The organism is Sporosarcina sp. NCCP-2331, assembly GCF_023707945.1.
In the GTDB taxonomy this organism is placed as follows: Bacteria; Bacillota; Bacilli; order Bacillales_A; family Planococcaceae; genus Sporosarcina; species Sporosarcina cascadiensis.
In genome coordinates, this window is the sequence record NZ_BRCD01000031.1 from 20,480 (window position 1) to 37,375 (window position 16,896).

Genomic DNA, 16,896 nt, shown 5'->3' on the forward strand with positions numbered 1-16,896 from the left:
CATAAATTTCTACGGGAACTTGTACCCCCTCTGCTATGTACGCGATTTCCTATCCATCCTATGTCCGGCCCAATTCATTCATTCCTAACGTTCGGCACAAAAAAACACTCATTAGCGATATGAGTGTGTAGATTTATTAGGCAGATTATATTTCAAAAGCCGTAAAACTTCCTTCATCTTCAAAGTCCGTAATATGGATTACCCAGTCCGAGAATGCTTCTGCTGCATCTGTCTCATTTCCAATAACTAGCGTGAGCAACTGAAACTCTTTTTCCTTCTTCTTCTGGTTGAATTCTTCGAGGAATTCTTCTCCCAACTCGTCTTCCCCGTCCGTTACAAATATCACATCTGCTTGAGTAAATGCACTTTTCCCAATGACTTGCAGTGCGCCTTCCAGCGGGAGTGCGAAATTGGTTCCGCCGCCTAAGTACGTTCTTGCCAAGCGAATCAATTCTTTTGAGGTGATTTTGCCTTTTGGAAATGTGTCGCTCTGCAGCTCCGTCGAAAACAGCAGCACGCATAAATCCCGATGTTGTTTTTTCGCGATGGTCAGCAGCGCCAGGATGAAACCCTTCGCTTGATTGTCGAGCAACTTCATACTGCCTGACTGATCCAGGCAAAATACAATCGGTCCCTTTCCGAGATCTTCACGCTTTTTCTGATCGAACTGCATCGTTTCGCCTTCTGCAAAGCGGCGCAGAAAATCTTTTTTAGTGGCATCATGCGTATAGAGCCCCAGTTCCATTGGCAATAGTTTTTCCATCTCATTGCCGAGCGTTACGCCTCTTCGCTCCATGGCGTCCATATATTTCGTCTTCTGCTTCTGCCTGGCCACTTCTTTGAAACGTCCTGCCCAGTCAGAAATCTCTTGCATTTTAGGATCAAGAGCCACCTGTTCCGCCACTGCCAGCTGATCGCGCAGCGGCACTTTCTTCAAATCCGCAGTCCCTTTACCTATCCCCGCGCCCATCAATGAAATGACGCTGTCTTTAACCTTAATCGTTTCTTCCACTGCCTCATCCATTGCCTGCATGAAACGCTCGCTGTTGGTTTCCAGTGTCAATTCCAGCTTTTCATTCAATTTCAGGCTCGCTTCTTCCAGCTCCTGCAACGTCCCGCTCTCCGCATGTTCCTGTTCGTCTGTCTGCTCCGCCGAAAACTCCTCCTGCAATGCCTCTACTGCTTCGAGTTGCTGCTGAAATTCTTTGTCGAGCGCTGTTTCCTCTGCAATCCACGTATTAATGACCTCCGCAAATTTCACTGTGCAGACCGCAGACTGCAGGTCGTCCAACTTCGTATAGCTGCGGGTATTCTCGAAATGTTCATCCGACATGATGCGTTCCATCAATGTACGGTTGGGTGTTAAAGCCCCGCCATCACAATCTTTCTGCAGATGGGGCTTCATTTTATACAGAGCCGCCCATATATCGCCTAGCAGGCATTCCATCGTCGGCAGCTCGCCTTCCTCCCTGACTCTCTGAAGCCCTTCAGACATTTCGAACAGTTCCTTGAAGCGTCTCTTATCGAATGAATCTGTGTTTAATACGGAGCGCTGATCTACGATTATTTTACTTCTTCTCATCAAAATCCGCCCCCTTACATTCTGAAAAAGACTCCGTGCTGATCATCTGTTCCAGTATTCTTCTGGTTGGCAGCACCCAGGTACTCTGCATCTAGCCTGCTGCTTTCCACTTCATTTTTCATCGTATTCACTTGCGTCTGCTGTCTATCGATTTCTTTCGCCCGGTTCGGTGCCGTTTCTTTCAGCTTCATCAAATCGGCAGCCAGCGACTGGAATTTCTGTATTGCTTCCATGCCAGCTTCTGTCGACTGATCGCGTTTCGCCGCGTCAAAGACTTCATTTGCTTCGGTTTCTATCGATGCGAGCGTCTGGGCCGCATGGTCTTTCGCATATTTGCGTACTATATTGGAGACGGCCTCTTTCTGATCAAGTGTTTCCCAGAGTGCGTTTTCCAGTATCGCCAAATCGGCAATCTGCACGGTTTCCCTTTGATTAATCAGTGCTTTTGCCTGCAAAATCCCTAGTGACTGCTTGAATCGACGGTCTGACGGCTGGATTCCTTCATCCTGAAGCTCACGGCGTATAAATGACAGTGTTTCATAAACTTCATCCGGGATTTTCACCTGGTCAGTTAACTCCTGAAGCTGAACCAGCTCATCCAGCTGCATCGCAGGCATTTCTACAGCCGCGCCTTCATCTTTCATCATCGATACGAAATTCGATTCATCCGCAATAAAATCGATCTCGAACCGCAGAAGGAAACGATCGAATAGCGCTTCCAGTCCTTCCCCGTCTTCCGGATATTCATTGGACGCGCCGATGACGGACATGAGCGGGACTTCAATCGGCGAACCATCATTGTAGAACAGCCTTTCATTGATCAGTGTCAGCAAACTGTTCAGGATGGCGGAATTGGCTTTGAAGATTTCATCCAGAAACACGAGATGGGCTTCTGGCATTTTAGCGGCAGTGTTTCGTTTATAGACTCCTACTTCCAGATCTTTCAATGAAAGCGGTCCGAACACTTCTTCCGGCGTGCTGAACCGGGTCAGCAGCCACTGAAAATATTCCGTGCCTTGTACAATTTTCGCAAGTTCGGCAGACAGCGCCGATTTTGCAGTTCCTGCAGGCCCGATCATCAGCATATGCTGGCGTGCGAGCAGAGCGACTAAAATTCCCTCCACTTCGCTTTCCCGCTCAAAAAACTTCTCATTCAGGGCCCGCTTTATCTCATGTAATTTCAGTAAGCTGCTGTTCAACACATGCACAACCTCTCCAAGACATTTTTCTGTCGTTTAGTCTATTTTGCCAAACTGTACACAGTTTTCTCTTACTGTTCATCTTACCCCGTTTCAACCGAATCAACTCACCAGCTCATAAATATAATGAAACCTGAGCGGCATGCTTCACGTATATGTAGATAATCAAAACAAAAAAGGAATGAATGCATATGAGATCATCCAATCCAAGTTTAGGTAAAGATACATTTCGCGGACTAAGAGCCGACAACCGTCAGCAAGTCATGACGATTAACGGTACGGTGAATAAAACCTTTCTTCTGTTTATCCTTTTATGCGCAACAGCCGCTTTTACTTGGTCACAGTACTTTGCAGGCAATGATATACAGCCGCTCATGTTGATTGGTTTGATTGGCGGTTTCACAATGGCGCTCATTACGATATTCCTGAAGAAAATAGCTGCCTACACGGCACCGTTATATGCATTGCTTGAAGGTCTGGCAATCGGCGGGATTTCCGCCATGTATGAAACACAGTTTTCAGGAATCACCACGCAGGCCATCCTGCTGACATTCGGTACATTGTTTTCGCTGCTGTTCATTTATAAATCTGGATGGATCAAGGTGACCCAAAACTTCAAACTCGGGGTTTTCGCAGCAACCGGAGCAGTCATGTTCGTCTATATCGCAGACTTGATCCTGCGCTTCTTTGGAATGAACGTTCTCTTCATTCATGAAACTGGCTTGGTCGGCATTATCATTTCGGCCGTCATCGTAGTCATTGCTGCACTGAATCTGGTACTGGATTTTGATTTCATTGAGGAAGGCGCTAAACAGCAGGCACCGAAATATATGGAGTGGTACGGTGCATTCGGTTTGATGGTGACGCTGGTATGGCTGTATTTGGAGATACTGCGGCTGATTTCGAAACTTCGGAGTAAATGAGGGTGAAATAAAAACACGCTAATCAAAGGATGCAATTTTTGATCAGCGTGTTTCATCATTGCATGAGGTATATTCTTCCAGCACATCTGCAATCTCTTCCAAACTATAACGGTGCTTCACTATGTCCACTACAAAATCTTCTTCTTTTTTCTGATCTTGAAAGCGTAATAGATAGCCGTTCAAACGGAAGAAAATCGCAGTGCACATTAGCGCGGTTCTTTTATTACCATTATGAAAGCTGTGATTCTGGGCTAATGACTCCATTAGAGCCGCTGCTTTTAAGTAAATGCCTGGATAGGCATCCTCCCCGAATAATGACTGTCGGGGCCGCGCCAATGCTGAATCCAACAGTCCATGATCCTTTACGCCAACTTGCTCATCCGCTGAGTGTTCCAATATGATTTTTTGATTGATCATAACAGCCATTTGAAAGTTAATATACTGCATCAGCGATTGACCAAGCCTTTCAATGCTTCATGATGTGCTTCCATCTCTTCATTTAAAATATCAAAAAAATCAGCTGGAATGCCTTTTGGCAATTCAATTAAATGTGGAACCTTCTTAATCACTAATTCATCGCCCAACATCTCAACTTTTACTTCGTCGCCTTTTTTAATATCTAACTTCTTAAGCATTTCTGCAGGAAGTGTCAACCCTAATGAATTACCGACTTGTGTAATTCGCCTTTCCATTGCAGCCATTTCCAACGTCTCCTTTCGTTATAACTTCTTTCATTTATTATAATCGTTATAACTATTATATACAATTCATTGGAATATACTTAGACAATCAACCAGTTTACCAAAACGGTTCTGTATCGGGATTTTTTGATTGGAGTTCCATATAATAAGGGATTGTTAAATTGTACAGAATCATGACAAGCAGAAGGTAAACGAGTATCCCCAAGAATGTATCGGCAAAGATCTGTGCAATGATCAGGGTAAAAACCAATAGGAAGTTCAACTTTAACATATGCTTATTCGTCTCTCTTGTCAGATATTGCGTTTCATTGCAATATGGACAAGTTTTTTTATTTGAAAAGGGCTTAGCCAGCGATTGCCTCCTCGTCCACTCTTCTCCGCAATTTGAACAGACAGGGAGTGATCTCTTTTTCACTTTAATATCTCGCAATAGTATGAGGTATGCTATTGTAAACAAAAATATCATAATTACCAGTTTTACGGAATCGGATTGCACTAATGTCATGATGTTGAAAGTAGTTTCCTGTGATGCTACAGCTGAATTAACAGCCAAATTACCGGTATTCGTGTTGACGACACTTATATAAGTGAAACTGAGAGCCAATATTACAAAACTAACCAGCACCGTGCGATACTGCCACTTCCCCGGCCTCGTACGATTTTGGCCCGATTTCCTGACTGCACGAAGCATTTGCTTTTTGCGCTGATCTGACAATTTCACATCACGCAGTTCGGCATGTAACTTATCTTTCATTCCATCCATCGCCCATCACCTCTCCGTCTTCATTTTGCAGCCGTCTTTTCAGTTGTCTCCGTGCCCGTTGCAATCTTGTCCGTACTGTCGCTTCGGGGCAGCCGAGCATGTCTGCAATTTCCACTGTGGACAGCTCTTCGTAATAATACAGAACTAACACTTCCCTGTAGATGAGCGACATCGAAAACAGCGCATTGACCAGCACCCGATTTTCTTCCGTGTGAATCATTTGCTCTTCCGGCGTCTGTCTGGGAGAGGTAATTCGCAACTTCTCCATTAGAATGAAACCTTTACTTTTCCAGCTTCTCAAATAATCATGGCTCCAGTTGACCGTCATTCGCACCAAATAAGTTTTAAGAGACGACTGCCCTTTGAACTGCCTCTCGTTTTGGTAAAATTTCAGAAGAACATCCTGGACAATGTCCTCAGCTGTATTTTCATCTTTCACATATAAGTAGGCTACCCGAAGCAAATAATCTCCATATTCTTCGAGCACTTTTTCGATATCCACTGCGACAACACCTGCCTTTACACTATAGACGGACCGATTGGTGTTTCCGATTCATGTTTCGCTGTTTTTTTTGCTCTATGAGTGCCTGCAGAGTTTTTATGATCAAATTCAGACCAGTTATGATCACTCACGGGTTGCCTATGAGCGGTTGCATACCAGCTATGAGCGCCTGCAGCAAGTTTATGATCAAACGCAGTTTTTTTACCCAATCAAATAAAAAAACGCCTGAATTGTCATGGACCATCGACATTTCAGGCAGCTTTCATTATGCAGTTTAACTGCCGATCGTAATAGCATTTCCTTTATTCCGCAAGATGGATAAAATACTCAACGCGGCCAGATAACTGGTTTTCGGGTTATTTGGCATGGGTTCGTTTTCTATAGTCAGATTCATCTTTCCGAATTCTCCGGCTGCTTCAATCATGTGGGTGTTTCGCGTAATTTTCGGATCCGCTATGACTTTCACTCTTGTTCTATCCGCTCCCAGTCCCGCAAGTGAAATCAGCAGTGCGACATTGACATTTTTCGGAAATCTTTCAATGGCATCCAGTGCGATTCCGTCAAAAACACATTCCTCCACATGCTTCATATCCATACCCAGTGAGGCATACGATTTCCTCGTCGTGATGCTGACTTCTTTCAAGCCGCCGACTGAATTGGCTGACTGCAGTAAGTCCAGACCGCCGACTGCACCGGACGGCAGATAGATGTGCTGTCCGGTTGAGCGGGCAAGTTCTTTCATTTCATTGAAAAAATCCACGTTTTTAAAAGCGCCAATGCTGCTGAGGATTAAGTCCTTGCCGTTTTTCAGCACCGTCTCCATTTGTTGTATGGCCACCTCAATTGTCGCTGCCTCCACTATTATGTCTACCGATGAATCCAGAAAGTCCTGTATATTTGTATAAAATACAGCCTGATACTGTGATTCCAGCCGGGATCCCACTTCTCTGTTCCTTCCGAAAATAGCAGAAATCTCGCCATCCAGCTGTCCGTCCGCATTAATCGTTTCCAATAAATACTGTGCAATATTGCCAGTTCCCAATATACCGATTTTCATTTCATAACACCTCTCTCCCTATTATATCGAACTGTTCATCGATTTAAAAAAAGAAGCCTCTCATTCGTCAAATGCCCTGTATCTTGCTGAATTAAACAACTGCCTAATTTTAAAACCTTTCCAGTTTGAGCTTCGTTATAGTAGTAGAGAGGCGGTGAGAATGATGGATTCATTGGAATTAGAACAGGCCGTAGATGAATACGGGGAGCACTTACTCAAAATGGCATTCTTTTATTTGCGGGATCGGGAAGCGGCGAAAGATATCGTGCAGGATGTATTTATCTCCTATTACAATAACCCGAACTATGAAGAGCAGGGAAAGCTGCGGGCCTATTTGACGAAAATGACGATCAATCGCTGCAAAGATTATTTACGGAGCTGGTCATTCCGCCATTTAAAGCTCAGTAAAAACTGGATCGACAGTATACATACCGAACAGGATGCATTAATTTTGCAGGAAGAACGAACTGAGCTTGCGGTTGCGGTGCTGGGGCTTCCCATAAAGTATCGAGAAATTATTATTTTTTATTACTATGAGGAGTATAACATGAGAGAAATCGCAGCGTTTCTGCACCTCTCAGAAAACACAGTAAAAACGAGGATGATTAAAGCACGTAAATTACTGAAAGATCAACTGACAGACGAAAATTGGGAGGTGCTGTCCGATGAATGAAGTAAAAAGAAGTTTGGAGGCAGCTGCCGGGAATGTATCGGGTGATAAAGAAGAAGTAAAACACCGGATACTTTCTGGGAGACGCGAGCCAAAGAGAAGAAATCCATTTCCATTCGTTGCTACAGCTATTGTCCTGGCCGCCGTTATGTTCTTTGCGTTCAATATATTTACAGGAGAATTCTCAGACAAACAAAGCGGTGCATATGAAATAGATGAAACTTATTATGATCTTCTCTTGCTGAATGAAGGACTTGAACACCCGCCCGGCAGCATCATGCGATATAACTTATTACTTCAAGTTCTCTACGCTGATTCACTGATCGAGTATGCAAAAACTAAAGGGTATAAGGAAGATGCAAAGGCAATTGAAGAAGAGGCGAAAGAACAGCAGCAAACTTTTTATGATGGTTTCTCGGCGGAAGAGCTGCAGTCGCTTGAACAATCGCAATTAGAAACATTCGGCTATACGTATAATGAATATTTCGAGCACATTATTCCTCAAACAATCCGCTATAACCAAGCTGTAAATTGGCTGGTCAAGCATCCGCCTGAAAACATGACGACTCATCGTGAAGTGCTGGACAGTTTTATGCAGGAACATGATAAAGAGATTGTTTCTTTTATGAAAAAGAAGCAAATTACAACTCCATCTACGGACACAAATTATGTAGATTGGGAAGTCCTGGTGACCTCGGTGGAAGAAGACACGGTATCGGCTGTCTATGATTTAGACCCTGAATTAGTGAACAGCATGTCACCAGAACAATTGGAGGCATCAAATCAATTCGCCCGGTTTAAGGTTGCTGGCTCTGTTGAACAAATTAAACCGTTTTCGACTGTCACTATTACCTACGACCCGCTTTCATATCCGATTGAACAAGCAGAGCAGTCTAAGTTTTTTCAGGATGTGACAGGTTGGAAATAAACCATACAGCACTTTCTCTTTGGAGAGAGTGCTGTATTTTTATGAACTAAAAGCCAACAATGAAACTTTTATTGGCCGGTTGCGTACAGGGGGTAACCAGATTTTCTATAGGAGGCAGGCTCATGTATACAGAAATTCAAGAACCGGCCAATCGGCTCGTTAAAGAAATTATTCCTGCTTTGCGATGGAGTTCGGTGATCAGCCATCTGACCGGCTTTATCGTCTTGGCTGTTTTATATGCTGTCAGTATTTATTTTTCACTGGGCAGCTGGTCACGCTGGATTCTGCTTGCTTTTGCAGTTTGCGGAGTTATCTCCGCTGTCTGGTCTATCGGATTACGGCCGCTTTATACTTATAAAAACACACGTTATGGAGTGGACGAAGAATTCCTGCAGTTAAAAACCGGTGCGTTCGTTGAGCAACACGAACTGGTGCCGATGACTAAAATACAAGCCGTTTCAACTCATCAGGGACCGATCTTACGCAAATACAACTTGTATACAGTAGCAGTTGAAACGATGGGTTCGACCCACGGGATTTCAGGTCTGCCGAAACAGATAGCGATTGATCTGCGCAATCAAATTGCTCACTTAGCAAAAATTAAGGAGGCGGATGAATGATGTCTTTTCAGCGCTATCATCCGCTCACCATTCTTTTCGAGGTGGCAGGTTTTATTAAAAGTACAGCAATTTTTGCTTTTCTTCTGTTTGTCGTTAAGTTTGGCTCGACGTCTGTACTGATCCAAATCGGCCAATGGGGGTTCCTGGCTGTTACCGCCCTCACACTCATCACATTGGTCATGAAGTGGTTTGCCAATCGATACGCCACAGACGACCAAGGTTTTCACATCAAATCAGGAATCTTCTCGAAAATTGAACGGACCGTGTATTATGAGAAAATCCAAAATGTGCAGAGGCAAACATCTTTTTTACATAAATTGTTCCGTATGACATCCATAACATTTGAAACGGGAGCCGGCAGTGCGGATGCTTCTGTGGAATTTGCGGTGTTGACAAAAGAGGAAGCCGACCGCCTCGAGGTACTGGTGGATGGGACTACTGCTGAACGAGCATCGGCAGAAACGGCGAATGAAACAGTTCCTGGAGTCAGAATACCTGACCGTGTCATCCACTTCACGCCTACGCGCGGAGATCTGATCAAAGCCACATTTACATCACTCAGCTTTCTATTCCTGATTGCCATCGCGGGTTCGTTGTTTTCCAAACTGGATGCGGTATTTAACGTGGAAGAAAGAGTGGAAGGCTGGCTGCTGGCAGTATTGACGTCCGGTTGGGTGATTGCAGTGGCTACTATCCTGCTGATTATTGTCTCTTTCGCTGCAGGTTTCATTCGGACTTTTATTACGTATGGAAAATATGAGATTGCTTCGGATGATTCGCGCATCTATATTTCAAAAGGCGTGCTCAATGAATCGGCTTTTTCGATTTTGAAGCGTCGCGTGCAAGGTGTGGAGATTACCCAATCCTTCATGAAACGGCTGCTTGGACTGGCAGAAGTGAAGCTGATCAGCGCAGGCGGTTTAGGCGAAGGTGAGCAGGAAATCAGTATTCTGTATCCTTTTCTGCCTGTCAACCGCGCCAATTCCATCATCTCTGAACTGCTGCCGGATTATAAAGTGAGCAGCGAGCTAAAACGGCTGCCGCGTAAATCACTGGCTGTCCGATTGGTGAGGCCTTACTGGTTCTGGCTTGTGGTGACGGTCATACTGGCATTTATAAAACCTGAGCCATTCGGTTTTCAGGCAGCATGGTGGACGGCTTCATTGGGATTGTTGCTCGTTCTTGTTCTAAGCCGTATTGCGGATTACTGGAATACAAAATATGCGGTGACAGACGGACTGATCCAAGTGAGAGAAGGGGCATTGGAGACAACGACATACTTGTCTCGCCGCGATAAAATCATCGAAGTGTCGGTGAAGCGAACAAAATTTCAGCAATGGACAGGCTTGGCGACAATCGGTTTCATCAACCGAGCGCAGTCGGTCCGCCATGAAACGCTAAAAGATGTGCCGATTGACGATGCCGAACAGTTTTTCGTCTGGTATGCGAAGCGAAGCGCTGAAATCCAGGTGGAATAATTTGCTCTATGAGCGCGTAGACGGGGTTTATGAGCGTGAATGGCTGCTATATGAGCATTTGACGGGACGCAATGATCGCTTGTGAAGATGTTATGAGCGCGTAACCGTGGTTAATGAGCACTTGCAGACAGTTTATGAGCGTACACGAAAAGTCAGAGAGTTTTAATTGAAAAAAGGGCAGTTTGGAATGATAAAATTCCCAAACTGCCCTTTTATAAGGTAAATTATACTGCCGGCTTATCCGAAAACTGGCTGTAGTAAAGATCCGCATAGAAACCTTCCTGCTCGAGCAGTTCTGCGTGAGTTCCCTGCTCGATCACTTCGCCACGATCCATAACGAGAATCAAGTCGGCGCCCTGTATAGTTGACAGGCGATGGGCGATGACGAAGCTGGTTCTGCCTTCCATTAAGCGGTTCATGGCCTGCTGGATCAGCAGCTCGGTCCGTGTGTCGACGCTGGATGTCGCTTCGTCCAGAATCATGATCGACGGATTCGCCAGGATGGCACGCGCGATGGTGATGAGCTGTTTCTGGCCGGCCGATACATTGGACGCGTCTTCATTCAGGACGGTGTCATAGCCTTCTGGAAGTGTCCGGATGAATTGGTCTGCACGGGTCACTTGTGCCGCTTCAATAATTTGTTCTTCCGTTGCTTCTTTATTGCCGAACGCAATATTGTCACGGATCGTGCCGTTGAACAGCCAAGTATCCTGTAGCACCATTCCGAATGTGGTCCGCAAATCTTCACGTGACATTTCCCTCGTGTCGAGTCCGTCAATTTTGATCGTGCCGCCATTCAGCTCATAGAACCGCATGAGCAGATTGATAATCGTTGTCTTCCCTGCTCCGGTCGGTCCGACAATTGCGACTGTCTGGCCCGGCTCGACGTGAAGATTCATGTCCGTGATCAGCAAATCATCTCCATAACCGAAGTCCACATGCTCAAAGTCCACTTCCCCTTTCGCATGTTTCAGGCTGACCGTGGTGACTTCTTCGACTTCTTCTTCCTCATCGAGCAGTTCGAATACACGCTCTGCGGCAGCAATTGTCGATTGAATGACGTTGGCGATATTAGCTGTCTGCGTAATTGGCTGTGTAAACTGCTTCATATACGTAATGAAAGCCTGGATGTCCCCGATGGAAATCGCGCGCTGTGTAACTAAAATTCCGCCGATGACACAAATGAGCACATAGCTTAAGTTTCCGATCAGCGTCATCATCGGCATGATGATACCTGAAATGAACTGCGCACGCCGGCCCGCATCGTATAATTGCTCATTGACCTCTTCGAATTCAGCAATCGCCTTTTTCTCATGGCCGAACACTTTAACGACCTGATGGCCTGTGTACATTTCTTCAATATGACCGTTTAAATTCCCCAGTGTCCGCTGCTGATCTTTGAAATGCTGCTGCGACCGTTTCAAGAAAGGACGGATAACAAATAGGGACAGCGGCAGTGTGACGAGCGCAATGATCGTCAGCATCGGACTGATCCACAGCATCATCACCAAGATTCCAATAATCGTCACGACTGCTGTAATGAACTGCGTAATGGTCTGCTGCAGCGTACTGCCGATCGTGTCAATATCATTCGTCATGCGGCTTAATGTATCGCCGACCGGATGCCCGTCATAATATTTCAATGGCAGCTTCTCGAGCTTATGATTAACATCTTCGCGCAGATCAAAAACTGTGCGCTGTGAGACTCCCGCCATAATGAACTGCTGAATATAGCTGAAAATACTGCTTACGATATACAATCCTCCGAGCAACAATAATAATTTTGCGATGACGCCAAAATCAATCGAAGCGTCCGGAATACCATTGAACTTGCCATACGCGCCTTCAAACAGTTCCGTAATCGCGTTCCCCATAATTTTCGGACCAAGCACCATGAACACGGTACTGAGAACCGCCGCAAAAAATACAGCGAGCAATTTGCCGCGATGCGGTTTCAGATAACCAAGGAGCCGGCGGAACGTCTTTTTAAAATTCTTCGGTTTTTGTCCCGCCATCATCATATTTCCATGGCCGGGACCTCCGCCGCTATGCGGATGCTGTTTTCGTTCACTCATGCGATATCCTCCTCTGAAAGCTGCGATTCCACGATTTCCTGGTAGACAGCATTGGTTTCAAGAAGTTCTTCATGCGTGCCGATGCCGGCCATTTTTCCGTGATCCAGCACGATGATCCGGTCTGCATCCATGACGGAGCTGACACGCTGGGCTACAATGACGACTGTCGCCTCTTCCGTTTCTTCATGCAGGGCAGCCCGTAATCTGGCATCCGTTTTATAATCGAGTGCAGAAAAACTGTCGTCAAATACATAAATATCCGGTTTCCGTACGAGTGCACGGGCAATCGACAAACGCTGCTTCTGTCCCCCAGACAGATTGGAACCGCCTTGGGAAATGACCGAATTAAAGCCATCCGGCATTCTTTCGACAAAATCCTTCGCCTGAGCAACTTCTGCAGCATATTCGATTTCATTCGAAGTGGCATCCGGTTTGCCGTAGCGGATGTTTTCTGCAATCGTGCCTGAAAAAAGCAAGGCTTTTTGCGGAACGAAGCCAATTTTAGAGCGAATTTCCTCTTGGGAGGACTTTCTAATATCCACACCGTTAATGCGAATCGTACCGCTCGTCGCCTCGTAAAAGCGCGGGATCAAATTGACCAATGTGGTTTTCCCAGCGCCTGTCCCGCCGATAATGGCCGTCACTTCACCGGCTTTTGTCTTGAAATTAATATCTTCAAGCGCCAGTTCTTCAGCACCCGGATATCCGAATGAAACATGTTCGAACTCCAGGGACCCCGGCTCTTTATCTGCTTTGTCGGTCCCTTCGTCCAAGAACGTCGGCTGCATTTCAAGCACTTCGTTAATCCGGTTGGCAGAAACTGCTGCACGCGGAATCATGATGAACATAACCGATGCCATGACGAGTGAAGACATGATGAGCATGACGTATTGGATATACGCCATCAGGTCACCGATTTGCATGGAGCCATTATCAATCCGAATGCCGCCGAACCAGATGATGCCGACAACAGTCAGGTTCATAATGAGCATCATAACCGGCATCAAAAAGGCCATGACCCGATTAACATTAATCGACACGTCCCGCAAGTTTTCATTCGCTTCACGCAGGCGTTTCTGTTCCTCTTCTTCCCGATTGAATGCACGGACGACACGGATCCCGGTCAAATTCTCCCGCAACACTAAGTTCAAACGGTCGATCCGCTTCTGAACAGCTTTAAAAAGCGGCATTCCTTTCCGGAACACAAAGAAGATGAGGGCGACTAAAACAGGCATCGCCGCCACAATGACCAGCGACAATTTGACGTCTTTTGACAACGCCATAATCAGCCCGCCAATGAACATGATCGGCGCGCTCAGCACCATCCGTAAAATCATGATGACGACTTGCTGAATTTGTGTAATATCATTCGTCGTTCTGGTGATCAATGAAGCCGTGCCTATTTTGTCGAAATCCTGCTGCGAAAAGCTTTCGACATGTGTAAACACTTTCCGCCGAATATCGCGGCCGAGCCCCATCGCCGTTTTGGAAGAAAAGTAACTGACAGAGACGGAAGCGATCGCACTGAGTGCAGAAACACCTAGCATCAAACCGCCGATCTTCCATATATACGGGATATCTCCGACGACCACCCCGTGATCAATAATGTCAGCCATAAGCGTCGGCAAATATAGCTCAGACATCGACTGAAGGAATACCAGGCCGAAGATGACCGCCACCAGCCATTTATATGCCGATAAGTTTTTCAGAATCTTTAACATCGCATGGTTCCTCCGTTCATATTGCTAAAAAATAGATTTTTAAATGTCTTTGTATGTAGTATTATTCACTAATCGTAAAGAGAAAACAATTCATAGAGATTATAAAAAAGTAACTGCCCTCTGCAATTGATCAAGCATGCAGGGCAGTTACTCTTATAAAACACTTTACCTTTCTTTTTACCGTTCCACTTCCTTCAACATCCGAAGTCCATTCAAAATAACCGCGAGCGTACTGCCTTCATGGATGATCACGGCAGATGTCATATCCATATTGCCCGTCATATTTACAATGACCAGGAAAACGACAACCGCCAGTGCAGCGATAATATTCTGCATAACGATTTTCCGCAGCTTTTTCGCCACTTGGTGAGTATAGGAAAACTTCGTCAAATCACTCTTCATCAACACAGCATCCGCCACGTCAATCGCAATATCCGTTCCTTCGCCCATCGCCACTCCAACATCGGCTGCCACAAGTGCAGGCGCATCGTTCACGCCATCCCCGACCATCGCCGTCACCGGATAGGTCTTTTTCAATTCCGTAATAATATCCGCCTTTTCTTCCGGCATGACATTGCCCCGCACTTCATCAATCCCGAGCGTCCGGCCGATCGCTTCACCCGTGCGCTTCGCATCTCCAGTAATCATGATCGTATGGATATTCTGCTCTTTCAAGTAACGGATTGCTTCCAATGAAGTTTCTTTCGGCACATCCTGGATTGCCAGCAGTCCAAGCACTTCCTCTTCAGATCCGAAATAAACCACTGTTTTTCCTTCTTCTTCAAAAACCTCGGTTTGTTTCTGCAGTGCAGCAGATATAGTCCCGTAAGATGACGGCTTGCCGATTTTGTAAGTAGCATCTCCAGCCTTTGCAATAAGACCCACGCCGATCAGGTTTTCTACTTCCAGCTCTAACGGTGCCACCTCATCGAAATACTGTAAAATCGCCTGTGCCAGCGGATGATTCGACTTGCTTTCCATTGAAACAATCGTCTGAATGAAAGCTTGTTGCTCTTCATCCGTCACTCCGTCCTCGAAATAGGTGTTTGTGACCACCGGCTTTCCTGTTGTCAGTGTCCCTGTCTTATCAAATGCCACTGCCTTTAGATCCGCCAGATTCGATAAGTAGGATCCTCCCTTGAACAGCACCCCGCGCTTCGCCAAGTTACTGATCGACGAAAGAGTCGCAGGTATATCCGTTGCCGCAAGCGCACACGGCGATGTCGCAATCAGAAAGACCATCGTCCGGTAGAAACTTTCATATGCTGTCCACTGGAAGACATAATAGCCCAATAAATAAAACAACGGCGTCAGCAAAATGACAATCTTGACATAGACCGGCTCAATCCGCTTGATGAAAGCAGCCGTTCTCGAAACGTTATTCTGCGTCTGGCTGACCAGCTGGATGATTTTCGAAATGACTGTGTCCGAACTATCCTTCGTCACTTCCATTGTCATCGTTCCCGCCCCGTTAATCGTGCTGCCGAATAACATATCTCCCTCTTTTTTCTCTACCGGCATACTCTCTCCTGTGATCGATGCCTGGTCTACAGAGGAACTCCCTGAAAGGACGACACCGTCTGTCGGAATTTGGTCTCCGTTTAAAATAGACAGCCGGTCGCCAATTTGTAATTCGGAAACGTCGACGGTTTCTACTTCCCCGTTCGCCTGGATTCTTCTCGCTGACGTAGGATTCAATTTTAATAGGCTCGTAATCTCTTTATTACTCTTCTTTTCTGCATACTCTTCTAAAAAATGAGCCCCCGCAAAAATGAGGATAAGCAGCGCCGCTTCCCGATATTCACCGATAATGACCGCCCCAATAGCCGCAAGCGTCATTAATATATGGACGTTCGGTGTGAATTTCTTTTTCCTCGCCGTCTGCCGGAACGTATCTGAGAATCCTTCAATGATAATATGGTAACCTGAGATCACAAGCGCTGTGAGGTATAAAATCATTTGCCACAGATCCGAGCCGACAACTAAACCGACCAAAAATGCTCCCAGCCCGATCAGATATAAAACAATTGCCAAGTTCCCGCCATGCTCGTGATCATGGTCGTGATTATGACTGCAGGAACTCGCACGGTGATTCGTTGAATGCTCACTCATAGTGATAGATCTCCTTTACGTGTTCTATCGCAACCTCAAAAATTTGATGTACATGGTCATCATCCAGCTGATAGATCATTTCTCTTCCATGTTTATGGTTTCTGACCAGCCGTGCAAATTTTAATTCCCGAAGCTGATGCGAGACTGCGCTTTGCGAGACATCCAACCTGTCGCAGATTTGCGTCACCGTCAGTGATTGCTGTTTCAAAAGATAAAGAATTTTAATTCGCGTCGGGTTGGACAGCGCGCTGAATAAACTCGCTACATCCTGTTCCAAATCCTCACTCAGCATGTCTGCCTCTCTTACTTCTTCCTTTTCAGTCATTTACATCACCTCTTGTGTCATTATATGAATACATGAAAGTTTGTTCATATGTTAATGTATATAGTATATGCAGGCCGTTAAATTTTGTCAATCAAAGGTGAGCAGGGAATCTTGTGTTAAAATAGATTATTAAAGTGACAGTTTATTCAATAATCAGGCCATTTTGTTTATGAGTGGCAAGGGAAAACATTAACTTTGACAGACGTAAAAATATGTTTCTAAATCCAGAGGGAAGGTTAA

Annotated in this window: 16 protein-coding genes; 5 read left to right on the forward strand and 11 right to left on the reverse strand. The window is 45.5% G+C overall.

Annotated elements, in window-relative coordinates:
• Positions 1 to 145: 145 nt before the first annotated feature.
• Complete coding sequence (locus NCCP2331_RS15470) at positions 146 to 1,582, reverse strand: vWA domain-containing protein (RefSeq protein ID WP_251671739.1); 1,437 nt, start codon at positions 1,580 to 1,582, stop codon at positions 146 to 148.
• A gap of 14 nt (positions 1,583 to 1,596) precedes the next feature.
• Positions 1,597 to 2,784, reverse strand: a complete 1,188-nt coding sequence (locus NCCP2331_RS15475; RefSeq protein ID WP_251671740.1) for an AAA family ATPase — start codon at positions 2,782 to 2,784, stop codon at positions 1,597 to 1,599.
• Between the two features lie 188 nt (positions 2,785 to 2,972).
• Between NCCP2331_RS15475 and NCCP2331_RS15480 the strand changes: the two genes are divergently transcribed.
• Positions 2,973 to 3,704, forward strand: a complete 732-nt coding sequence (locus NCCP2331_RS15480) for a Bax inhibitor-1/YccA family protein (RefSeq protein ID WP_251671741.1) — start codon at positions 2,973 to 2,975, stop codon at positions 3,702 to 3,704.
• A 42-nt stretch (positions 3,705 to 3,746) separates the two neighbouring features.
• Here the strand turns inward: NCCP2331_RS15480 and NCCP2331_RS15485 are convergent, their stop codons facing one another.
• The 5 genes from NCCP2331_RS15485 to nadX form a co-directional block, all read right to left on the reverse strand.
• Positions 3,747 to 4,151: a type II toxin-antitoxin system death-on-curing family toxin gene (locus NCCP2331_RS15485; protein ID WP_251671742.1), complete on the reverse strand. Its 405-nt coding sequence runs from the start codon at positions 4,149 to 4,151 to the stop codon at positions 3,747 to 3,749.
• A complete protein-coding gene (locus NCCP2331_RS15490) occupies positions 4,151 to 4,405 on the reverse strand; it encodes an AbrB/MazE/SpoVT family DNA-binding domain-containing protein (RefSeq protein WP_251671743.1) in 255 nt (84 codons plus the stop codon). Before NCCP2331_RS15490 ends, NCCP2331_RS15485 begins: the two co-directional genes overlap by 1 nt.
• Before the next feature lie 97 nt (positions 4,406 to 4,502).
• Entirely contained in the window at positions 4,503 to 5,168 is a 666-nt protein-coding gene (locus tag NCCP2331_RS15495; RefSeq protein WP_251671744.1) for a TIGR04104 family putative zinc finger protein, read from the reverse strand.
• Positions 5,149 to 5,670, reverse strand: coding sequence for a sigma-70 family RNA polymerase sigma factor (locus NCCP2331_RS15500; RefSeq protein ID WP_251671745.1), 522 nt, complete (start codon positions 5,668 to 5,670; stop codon positions 5,149 to 5,151). Before NCCP2331_RS15500 ends, NCCP2331_RS15495 begins: the two co-directional genes overlap by 20 nt.
• A gap of 274 nt (positions 5,671 to 5,944) precedes the next feature.
• On the reverse strand, positions 5,945 to 6,727 hold the full coding sequence (gene nadX / locus NCCP2331_RS15505) for an aspartate dehydrogenase (RefSeq protein WP_153722725.1): 783 nt from the start codon (positions 6,725 to 6,727) through the stop codon (positions 5,945 to 5,947).
• 160 nt (positions 6,728 to 6,887) lie between these two features.
• Here nadX and NCCP2331_RS15510 point away from each other — a divergent pair, with 160 nt between their 5' ends.
• The 4 genes from NCCP2331_RS15510 to NCCP2331_RS15525 all read left to right on the forward strand — a co-directional run bounded on the left by NCCP2331_RS15510 (position 6,888) and on the right by NCCP2331_RS15525 (position 10,423).
• On the forward strand, positions 6,888 to 7,400 hold the full coding sequence (locus NCCP2331_RS15510) for a sigma-70 family RNA polymerase sigma factor (protein WP_153722724.1): 513 nt from the start codon (positions 6,888 to 6,890) through the stop codon (positions 7,398 to 7,400).
• Positions 7,393 to 8,325 (forward strand): hypothetical protein, encoded by a 933-nt coding sequence (locus NCCP2331_RS15515; protein WP_153722723.1) that lies wholly within the window; start codon positions 7,393 to 7,395, stop codon positions 8,323 to 8,325. Before NCCP2331_RS15510 ends, NCCP2331_RS15515 begins: the two co-directional genes overlap by 8 nt.
• 122 nt (positions 8,326 to 8,447) lie before the next feature.
• Positions 8,448 to 8,945: a PH domain-containing protein gene (locus tag NCCP2331_RS15520; RefSeq protein ID WP_251671746.1), complete on the forward strand. Its 498-nt coding sequence runs from the start codon at positions 8,448 to 8,450 to the stop codon at positions 8,943 to 8,945.
• Entirely contained in the window at positions 8,942 to 10,423 is a 1,482-nt protein-coding gene (locus NCCP2331_RS15525) for a PH domain-containing protein (RefSeq protein WP_251671747.1), read from the forward strand. The genes NCCP2331_RS15520 and NCCP2331_RS15525 overlap by 4 nt, the downstream gene beginning before the upstream one ends.
• A 224-nt stretch (positions 10,424 to 10,647) precedes the next feature.
• Here NCCP2331_RS15525 and NCCP2331_RS15530 read toward each other — a convergent pair whose 3' ends face one another.
• From NCCP2331_RS15530 to NCCP2331_RS15545, 4 genes are all read right to left on the reverse strand, one after another.
• Positions 10,648 to 12,498: an ABC transporter ATP-binding protein gene (locus NCCP2331_RS15530; RefSeq protein WP_251671748.1), complete on the reverse strand. Its 1,851-nt coding sequence runs from the start codon at positions 12,496 to 12,498 to the stop codon at positions 10,648 to 10,650.
• Positions 12,495 to 14,219: an ABC transporter ATP-binding protein gene (locus tag NCCP2331_RS15535; RefSeq protein ID WP_251671749.1), complete on the reverse strand. Its 1,725-nt coding sequence runs from the start codon at positions 14,217 to 14,219 to the stop codon at positions 12,495 to 12,497. Before NCCP2331_RS15535 ends, NCCP2331_RS15530 begins: the two co-directional genes overlap by 4 nt.
• Positions 14,220 to 14,396: 177 nt before the next feature.
• Positions 14,397 to 16,331, reverse strand: coding sequence for a heavy metal translocating P-type ATPase (locus tag NCCP2331_RS15540; protein WP_251671750.1), 1,935 nt, complete (start codon positions 16,329 to 16,331; stop codon positions 14,397 to 14,399).
• Positions 16,324 to 16,656, reverse strand: a complete 333-nt coding sequence (locus tag NCCP2331_RS15545) for an ArsR/SmtB family transcription factor (RefSeq protein WP_251671751.1) — start codon at positions 16,654 to 16,656, stop codon at positions 16,324 to 16,326. The genes NCCP2331_RS15540 and NCCP2331_RS15545 overlap by 8 nt, the downstream gene beginning before the upstream one ends.
• Positions 16,657 to 16,896 lie beyond the last annotated feature (240 nt).

What these genes read in the sequence shown, in the direction of transcription:
- NCCP2331_RS15470 (WP_251671739.1), bottom strand. Translation starts at nt 1,582, where the DNA reads ATGAGAAGAAGTAAAATAATCGTAGATCAGCGCTCCGTATTAAACACA.
- NCCP2331_RS15480 (WP_251671741.1), top strand. Translation starts at nt 2,973, where the DNA reads ATGAGATCATCCAATCCAAGTTTAGGTAAAGATACATTTCGCGGACTA.
- NCCP2331_RS15485 (WP_251671742.1), bottom strand. Translation starts at nt 4,151, where the DNA reads ATGCAGTATATTAACTTTCAAATGGCTGTTATGATCAATCAAAAAATC.
- NCCP2331_RS15490 (WP_251671743.1), bottom strand. Translation starts at nt 4,405, where the DNA reads ATGGCTGCAATGGAAAGGCGAATTACACAAGTCGGTAATTCATTAGGG.
- NCCP2331_RS15495 (WP_251671744.1), bottom strand. Translation starts at nt 5,168, where the DNA reads ATGGATGGAATGAAAGATAAGTTACATGCCGAACTGCGTGATGTGAAA.
- nadX (WP_153722725.1), bottom strand. Translation starts at nt 6,727, where the DNA reads ATGAAAATCGGTATATTGGGAACTGGCAATATTGCACAGTATTTATTG.
- NCCP2331_RS15510 (WP_153722724.1), top strand. Translation starts at nt 6,888, where the DNA reads ATGATGGATTCATTGGAATTAGAACAGGCCGTAGATGAATACGGGGAG.
- NCCP2331_RS15515 (WP_153722723.1), top strand. Translation starts at nt 7,393, where the DNA reads ATGAATGAAGTAAAAAGAAGTTTGGAGGCAGCTGCCGGGAATGTATCG.
- NCCP2331_RS15520 (WP_251671746.1), top strand. Translation starts at nt 8,448, where the DNA reads ATGTATACAGAAATTCAAGAACCGGCCAATCGGCTCGTTAAAGAAATT.
- NCCP2331_RS15525 (WP_251671747.1), top strand. Translation starts at nt 8,942, where the DNA reads ATGATGTCTTTTCAGCGCTATCATCCGCTCACCATTCTTTTCGAGGTG.
- NCCP2331_RS15530 (WP_251671748.1), bottom strand. Translation starts at nt 12,498, where the DNA reads ATGAGTGAACGAAAACAGCATCCGCATAGCGGCGGAGGTCCCGGCCAT.
- NCCP2331_RS15535 (WP_251671749.1), bottom strand. Translation starts at nt 14,219, where the DNA reads ATGTTAAAGATTCTGAAAAACTTATCGGCATATAAATGGCTGGTGGCG.
- NCCP2331_RS15540 (WP_251671750.1), bottom strand. Translation starts at nt 16,331, where the DNA reads ATGAGTGAGCATTCAACGAATCACCGTGCGAGTTCCTGCAGTCATAAT.
- NCCP2331_RS15545 (WP_251671751.1), bottom strand. Translation starts at nt 16,656, where the DNA reads ATGACTGAAAAGGAAGAAGTAAGAGAGGCAGACATGCTGAGTGAGGAT.